Source organism: Mesorhizobium sp. M7A.F.Ca.CA.001.04.2.1 (genome assembly GCF_003998485.1).
Taxonomy (GTDB): domain Bacteria; phylum Pseudomonadota; class Alphaproteobacteria; order Rhizobiales; family Rhizobiaceae; genus Mesorhizobium; species Mesorhizobium ciceri.
Map to the genome: position 1 here is coordinate 40,725 of NZ_RZQT01000042.1, position 6,269 is coordinate 46,993.

Genomic DNA, 6,269 nt, shown 5'->3' on the forward strand with positions numbered 1-6,269 from the left:
ATTGCCCTACTGCCTCGTTCAAGCCGCTTGTTTCGCCTTACCCTTCGACCCCTTCATCGTCGTCGATGCGGCGAGGATCGCCTTGACGATGTTGTGGTAGCCGGTGCAGCGGCAGATGTTGCCGTCGAGCTCGGCACGCACCGTCGCCTCGTCGAGCCCTTCGGGGTGGCGACCGATCATGTCGGTCGCCGTCATGATCATGCCCGGCGTGCAGAAGCCGCACTGCAGCCCGTGATGTTCCTTGAAGGCGGCCTGCACCGGATGCAGGTCGGCGCCATTGGCCAGGCCCTCGATCGTCAACACGGTCGAGCCGGAGGCCTGCACCGCGAGCATCGTACAGGATTTGACCGCCTTGCCGTCGACGTGGACGACGCAGGCACCGCATTGCGAGGTGTCGCAACCGACATGCGTGCCGGTAAGGCCGAGATTTTCCCGCAGGAAGTGAACCAGAAGTGTTCGGTCCTCGGCAGCACCGCTGACCCGCTTTCCGTTCACCATCAACGAAACGTCCGACATGGTCCCTCCCTGGGTATCAACCTTGGTCATCACGTTGCCAACGCGGCGTTGGCGCATCGGCCATGCGTTATTGGTACACCGCACATCGGACAAAAAACAGCACGTCGCAAACGCGGCACATTGTACTTTCGGTCATGGCCGCGCCCAAACATGCGGTGCCGGTGGCCCCATTGCCAAACCGCCGATTGAAGGCAACAATGTCGGTCGACGCCCGCGCGCCAGAAGCATTTAAAACAGCCGCGCACAAAAAGCGTCGGAGGAAATGCGGAGAACATCGCTGGCCAATTCACAGACGCGCTATGCATGCGGCCTGTCGGCGCTCACCACGGACGAGCCCGACATGGAGGCGTTCGCCAAGGCGATCGCACTGGAAGCAGCCGCCATCGACGCGGGCTTTGCCCTGCTGTTCTTTTCCCAGAGCCTGGTCGAAGCCAGCGCCCTTTCCCAGGCGCTCATGACCCACGCGCCGGCGCTCCACCACGCCGGCTGCTCGACTGCCGGCGAGATCACGCCGCAAGGTCTCGAGGATGGTCATGTGCTGGCCATGCTGCTTCCGTCCCCCGCGTTTACCGCCGTCAGCGTGATGGTCGAAAATCTGTCCTCGTCGGGTATGGACAGGATCACCGGCGAGGTCGAGACCCTGCGGCGATCGCTGCGCGCACGCCTCGGTTGCGATCGGACCAAAGGCACTTTCGCGCTCTGCTTCATCGACGGGCTCTCCTATGCCGAAGAAGCGGTGAGTTCAGCCATCCACTGGGGTCTCGATGACATTCCGCTGCTTGGCGGCTCCGCCGGCGACGATCTGAAATTCGAGACGACGCGCCTGATCTCGAACGGCAAGGTCACCTCCGACAGCGCCATCATCGTGCTGATATCGACCGAAATTCCCTTCCATGTCTTCAAGACCGACAATTTCGTTCCCACCGATGAGAAACTGGTGGTGACGGCTTCCGATCCAGATCACCGCATCGTGCGCGAGTTCAACGCCACCAATGCGGCGCAGGAATATGCCGCGTCCGTCGGTATCGTCGCGCAGATGCTGACGCCACTGAGCTTCGCCTCGCATCCCGTGGTGGTGAAGGTGGGCGGACAATATTATTGCCGGTCGATCCAGAAGATGCATGCCGACGGCTCGCTGTCGTTCTTCTGCGCCATAGACGATGGCGTCGTGCTGTCGATCGCTCAGCCCAAGGACATGGTCGAATCGACGCGCGCCGCCCTGCGCGACGTCGAGGAGAGGCTTGGCGGTATCGACATGATCCTCGGCTTCGACTGCGTGCTGCGCCGGCTGGACGCACGCAATCGGCAGGTGTTTCGCGAGATCTCGGAACTCTACCGGGTCAACAATGTCATCGGCTTCGGCACCTATGGCGAACAGTACCGGTCGATGCATCTGAACCAGACTTTCACCGGCATCGCCTTCGGCGAGCGCCAGGCGGCGGAATAGGACGGCGCAACAAGATGCCGCTGAGGGACATAAACGATCTTGAAAAGCTGAAGAAGATCAACGCGGCACTGGTCAGCCGCGTCGAGCGCTCGATGGACCAGCAAGGCAACGCCTTTTCGCTGTTCCAGACCACGATCTCGCTGGAAAACCGGGTGCGTACACGTACCGAGGAACTTCACTCGACCTTGCGGCGGCTGGAGCAGTCGAACATTGACCTCAGTGCCGCCAAGGAAAACGCCGAACTGGCGAACCTGTCAAAAACCCGTTTCCTCGCCGCTGCCAGTCACGATGTGCTGCAGCCGCTGAATGCCGCCCACCTTTCGGTTTCGGCGCTCGCCGAAGTTCAGACCAGCGACGAGGGCAAGAAACTGGTGCGGCAGGTCGAGCGCTCGCTGGAGACGATGGAGGACCTGCTGCGAACCCTGCTCGACATCTCCAAGCTCGATGCCGGCGTGGTGCAGCCCGACATCAGCGACGTCAGCCTGGAGGCGCTGTTCTCGTCGCTCCGCTCGGATTTCCTGCCAGTGGCGGAGATGAAAGGCCTGTCGCTGAAATTCCGGCCGGTCCATGCCGTGGTCCGCTCCGACCGCACGCTGCTGCGCCGTATCCTGCAGAACATTCTCTCCAACGCGCTGGGCTATACACGCTCGGGCGGCGTGCTTGTCGGCACCAGGCATCGCGGCGACACCATCCGCATCGACGTCGCCGACACGGGCTGCGGCATTCCCGACGACCAGCGCGAGGCGGTGTTCGAGGAGTTCCACCGCGGCACCTCGCCGGCCAATGCCGAACTGGACGGTGGCGGTCTCGGGCTCGGGCTCGCCATCGTGCGCCGCATGGCCAGCGCGCTCGGTCATCCCGTGACATTCTCGTCGAAGGTCGGACGCGGCACGATCTTCCACATCGATGTACCCGTCGGCATCGGTGCGCCAGCCGATGCCATCGCCAGCGTTGCCGACATGGAACGGCCGCGCGGCTATGGCCTGTTCGGCACCAAGGTGCTGCTGGTCGAGAACGATATCGAAGTGCTGCAGGCCATGACCTTCCTCCTCGAACGCTGGCAATGCCTGGTGCGGGCCGCGACCTCGACCGACGATGCGCTCGACATGCTTGGCGACACCGACTGGGTGCCCGACATCGTCATTGCCGACCAGCATCTCGACGGCGGCGATCTCGGCACCACGACCATCGCCGAAGTCCGCGACTATCTCGGCCGCGCCGTGCCGGCGCTGATCGTCACCGCCGACAGTTCGGAAGCGGTCGCCAAAGCCGCCCGCTCCGGCGGCATCGAACTGATGCGCAAGCCACTGAAGCCGGCCCAACTAAGGGCGCTGCTGGCGCATTTGCTGGCTTAGCTTCATACCCTCCCCTTGAACGGCAGGGTAAAGCTCAAAACCCAGCCTGATCGCGAAACAACTCCGCATTGTCCAGCTTCGACACCTCGATCACCGCTTGCGTGCGGCTGTAGACATTGAGTTTGCGCAGGATCTCCGAGACATGCGCCTTCACCGTGGTCTCTCCCACCTGCAGCTCATAGGCGATCTGCTTGTTGAGCAGGCCCTGGCGCAGCATCTGCAGCACGCGCAGTTGCTGCGGCGTTAGCGTCGACAGGCGCTGCACCATGTCGGCGCGGTCGGCGCTGTCGGCGTCCGGCGGCCGGCCTTCATAGGTCTCCGGCACATAGATCGCGCCTTCCATCACCGAGCGGATGGCTGCGGCGAGGTCGCTCTTGCGCGCCGATTTCGGGATGAAGCCGGCAGCGCCATAGGACAGCGCTTCGGAAATGATCTTCGGCTCCTCGTAACCAGAGACGATCACCACGGGCAGGCGCGGATAGCGGGTCCGGAGTTGCAGCAGGCCGTCAAAACCGTGCACGTCGGGCATCGAGAGGTCGAGAAGCGCGAGGTCGAACGGCTTGGCATCGGCCAGAAGATCGAGCGCCTCGGTGATCGAGCGCGCCTCCACCGTGTCGACTTCCGGATAGGCCATCTGCACGGCGCTGTGCAGCGCCTCACGAAACAGCGGATGGTCGTCGATGATCAGAAACCGGGCGCGATCGTGGGTTGCGGTCATGGGGTTCATTTCAGTTCGTGAGCGATTAGAATAACCTCTCCACCATGGCCAGATTATTGCCAAATAGTATATCGCCATCTCCGGCGGAAAGTGCCGCCGGCACTTTCTCGACCAAATCGCCTTGTCCAGGCCCCCAAATCGGTCGAATGTTCCGGCAACCAAGCAGAGACCCTTGATGACAGAATTCGTCCTTCCCCTGCCCGCAACCGCATCGGTGGCCGTTGCCGGCTCGTCCGATCGTTTTGCGGTGCGCCGTATCTACTGCGTCGGCCGCAACTACGCGGCGCATGCCCGCGAATTCGGCAATGACGAGCGTGATCCGCCCTTCTTCTTCACCAAGCCGGCCGACGCGGTGGTCGATTCCGGCACCGCTATCCCCTACCCGCCGCTGACGGCCAATCTGCACCACGAGATCGAACTGGTGGCCGCGATCGGCAAAGCCGGCTTCCGCATTCCCCGCGACAAGGCGCTGGACCATGTCTGGGGCTACGGCGTCGGCATCGACCTCACCCGCCGCGACCTGCAGGACGAGGCCAAGAAGGCCGCCCGGCCCTGGGACTGGTCGAAGGCCTTCGACCGCTCCGCCCCTTGCAGCCCGTTGGTGCAAGCGCACGAATCCGGCCACCCACAGAAGGGCCGCATCTGGCTCGCCGTCAACGGCAAGGTCAGGCAGGATGCCGACCTCGCCGAACTGATCTGGCCGATACCGGATATCGTGTCGATCTGCAGCGAGGCGATGGAGCTCGAGCCCGGCGACCTGATCTTCACCGGTACGCCAGCAGGCGTCGGCGCGGTTGGCCCCGGCGACACGATGACCGGCGGCGTCGACGGCATCGGCACCATCGAAATAACCATCGGCCAGCCGAAGTGAGCGCATGAGCAAACTCGTCCTGCACAACTACTATCGCTCCTCCACCTCCTACCGGGTGCGGATCGCGCTGGAGATGAAGGGGCTGAGCTACGACTATATCCCGCATCATCTGCGCCATGGCGAGCACCTCGAACCAGCCTATCTCGCGGTCAATCCGCAAGGGCTGGTGCCGGCGCTGGTGCTCGGCGACGGCACGCTGCTGACGCAATCGCTGGCGATCATCGAATTCCTCGACGAGACCAGCCCGGAACCACCGCTATTGCCAGGGGATGCGGCCGGTCGGGCACGGGTCAGAATGCTGGCGCAGATGATCGCCTGCGACATCCACCCGGTGAACAATCTGCGCGTGCTGACCTCGCTGCGCACGCTGTTCGGCGCCGGCGACGAGGACGTCGTCAACTGGTTCCGCCACTGGGTGAACGAGGGCTTTCAGCCGCTTGAAAAGATCCTGGCCTTGTCGGCGGAGACCGGAACATTCTGCCATGGCGACGCGCCGGGTCTGGCTGACATCTGCCTCGCCGCACAGATTGCCAGCAATGCCCGCTTTGGCGTCGATCTGACGCCCTACCCGACGATCGCGCGCATCAACGCCGCCTGCATGGCGCTGCCGGCCTTCCAGAAAGCGGCGCCCCAGAACCAGATCGACGCGGAATAAGGCGTCATCTGCGTAGCGTCGGCACCGGAACAGTATGGCTGGCGGAATCGATTTTCGCTTGACCGGATAGGGAATCGGCTATCGTTTCCCGCAGGCCGTGTGAAAGGTGGTGTTGCCGATGAAAGCCGTCGTCTTCGAGAAATTCGGCGAAGCGCCGAGGATCCAGACCGTTCCTGATCCGAAGCCGGCAGCCGATGGCGTCGTCATCAAGGTCGAGGCGACCGGTCTGTGCCGCAGCGACTGGCATGGCTGGATGGGTCATGACGAAGGCATCACGCTGCCGCACGTGCCGGGCCACGAACTTGCCGGCATCGTCGTCGCCGCGGGCAAGCAGGTCACGCGCTGGAAGGCCGGCGAGCGCGTCACAGTGCCCTTCGCCGTCGGCTGCGGCCGCTGCTTCGAGTGTAATTCGGGCAATCACCAGGTCTGCGAGCACCAGACACAGCCTGGCTTCACCGGCTGGGGCTCGTTTGCCGAATATGTCGCCATCGAACATGCCGACACCAATCTTGTGCGCCTGCCCGACGAGATGGAATTCGCCACCGCCGCCAGCCTCGGCTGCCGCTTCGTCACTTCGTTTCGAGCCATTGTCGACCAGGGCCGGGTGAAGCCGGGCGAATGGGTCGCGGTGCATGGCTGCGGCGGCGTCGGCCTGTCGGCGATTATGATTGCCAGCGCCATGGGCGCCAATGTCATCGCCATCGATC

The 6,269-nt window shown here is 63.4% G+C and carries 7 protein-coding genes; 5 read left to right on the top strand and 2 right to left on the bottom strand.

Going from position 1 to position 6,269, the window contains the following annotated elements; translation table 11 throughout:
• Positions 1-18 precede the first annotated feature (18 nt).
• On the bottom strand, positions 19-516 hold the full coding sequence (locus tag EN955_RS15810) for a (2Fe-2S)-binding protein (protein WP_013531265.1): 498 nt from the start codon (positions 514-516) through the stop codon (positions 19-21).
• A gap of 262 nt (positions 517-778) precedes the next feature.
• On the opposite strand from EN955_RS15810, the gene EN955_RS15815 reads away from it, so the two are divergent.
• Both EN955_RS15815 and EN955_RS15820 read left to right on the top strand, forming a co-directional pair.
• Positions 779-1,963 carry an FIST signal transduction protein gene (locus EN955_RS15815; protein ID WP_050580471.1) on the top strand — a complete coding sequence of 395 codons (1,185 nt, stop codon included), beginning with the start codon at positions 779-781 and terminating at the stop codon, positions 1,961-1,963.
• 14 nt (positions 1,964-1,977) lie between these two features.
• Complete coding sequence (locus EN955_RS15820) at positions 1,978-3,318, top strand: hybrid sensor histidine kinase/response regulator (protein ID WP_013531263.1); 1,341 nt, start codon at positions 1,978-1,980, stop codon at positions 3,316-3,318.
• Between the two features lie 34 nt (positions 3,319-3,352).
• Here EN955_RS15820 and EN955_RS15825 read toward each other — a convergent pair whose 3' ends face one another.
• Positions 3,353-4,036: a response regulator transcription factor gene (locus EN955_RS15825; RefSeq protein WP_024503826.1), complete on the bottom strand. Its 684-nt coding sequence runs from the start codon at positions 4,034-4,036 to the stop codon at positions 3,353-3,355.
• Between the two features lie 175 nt (positions 4,037-4,211).
• Here EN955_RS15825 and EN955_RS15830 point away from each other — a divergent pair, with 175 nt between their 5' ends.
• From EN955_RS15830 to EN955_RS15840, 3 genes are all read left to right on the top strand, one after another.
• Positions 4,212-4,907, top strand: coding sequence for a fumarylacetoacetate hydrolase family protein (locus EN955_RS15830; RefSeq protein WP_024503825.1), 696 nt, complete (start codon positions 4,212-4,214; stop codon positions 4,905-4,907).
• 4 nt (positions 4,908-4,911) lie between these two features.
• Entirely contained in the window at positions 4,912-5,562 is a 651-nt protein-coding gene (maiA, locus tag EN955_RS15835; protein ID WP_024503824.1) for a maleylacetoacetate isomerase, read from the top strand.
• A 118-nt stretch (positions 5,563-5,680) separates the two neighbouring features.
• On the top strand, positions 5,681-6,269 hold a 589-nt coding region (locus tag EN955_RS15840), incomplete at its 3' end, for an alcohol dehydrogenase catalytic domain-containing protein (protein ID WP_164769882.1).

Bases quoted from the DNA above. Each gene is read 5' to 3' on its own strand.
- EN955_RS15810 (WP_013531265.1), bottom strand. From the start codon at position 516: ATGTCGGACGTTTCGTTGATGGTGAACGGAAAGCGGGTCAGCGGTGCT.
- EN955_RS15815 (WP_050580471.1), top strand. From the start codon at position 779: ATGCGGAGAACATCGCTGGCCAATTCACAGACGCGCTATGCATGCGGC.
- EN955_RS15820 (WP_013531263.1), top strand. From the start codon at position 1,978: ATGCCGCTGAGGGACATAAACGATCTTGAAAAGCTGAAGAAGATCAAC.
- EN955_RS15825 (WP_024503826.1), bottom strand. From the start codon at position 4,036: ATGACCGCAACCCACGATCGCGCCCGGTTTCTGATCATCGACGACCAT.
- EN955_RS15830 (WP_024503825.1), top strand. From the start codon at position 4,212: ATGACAGAATTCGTCCTTCCCCTGCCCGCAACCGCATCGGTGGCCGTT.
- maiA (WP_024503824.1), top strand. From the start codon at position 4,912: ATGAGCAAACTCGTCCTGCACAACTACTATCGCTCCTCCACCTCCTAC.